The organism is Streptomyces sulfonofaciens, assembly GCF_014656295.1.
In the GTDB taxonomy this organism is placed as follows: Bacteria; Actinomycetota; Actinomycetes; order Streptomycetales; family Streptomycetaceae; genus Streptomyces; species Streptomyces sulfonofaciens.
The window spans coordinates 1-576 of record NZ_BNCD01000096.1; the positions used below are offsets into that span (position 1 = coordinate 1).

Genomic DNA, 576 nt, shown 5'->3' on the forward strand with positions numbered 1-576 from the left:
GCGGACCGTACGAAGCCGGTGGTGTCGGGTGGTGTGGCGGTGGATGAGCCGTTGGCGATTGTGGGGATGGCGTGTCGCTTTCCGGGGGGTGTGGCTGGTCCGGAGGACTTGTGGCGGTTGGTGGCCGAGGGCGGCGACGCCATCACCGGCTTTCCGACTGACCGGGGCTGGGATCTCGACCGCCTGTTCCACCCCGATCCCGACCACGCAGGTACGTCGTATACCCGGGAGGGCGGCTTCCTGCACGAGGCCGCCGGTTTTGATCCCGAGTTCTTCGGGATCAGTCCCCGTGAGGCGTTGGCGATGGATCCGCAACAGCGGCTGCTGCTGGAAGGGGCTTGGGAGGCGTTGGAACACGCCCGTATCGACCCTCACAGTCTGCGGGGCAGCCGTACCGGTGTCTTCGTTGGTGTGATGAACGGTGACTACGGAACAGGCGTCGGCTTGGGTGACGCCGGGCCCGCTGGAACGGCCGGCGGGAACACGGATGGTTACCTTATGACGGGTCGTTCGGGGAGTGTTGTTTCTGGTCGGGTGTCTTATGTTTTTGGTTTTGAGGGTCCGGCGGTGAGTGTT

At 64.8% G+C, this 576-nt stretch carries 1 protein-coding gene; it reads left to right on the plus strand.

From position 1 onward, the window contains the following. The coding region (locus tag IE313_RS34745) for a beta-ketoacyl synthase N-terminal-like domain-containing protein (protein ID WP_189939378.1) at positions 1–576 on the plus strand (576 nt) is incomplete at both ends.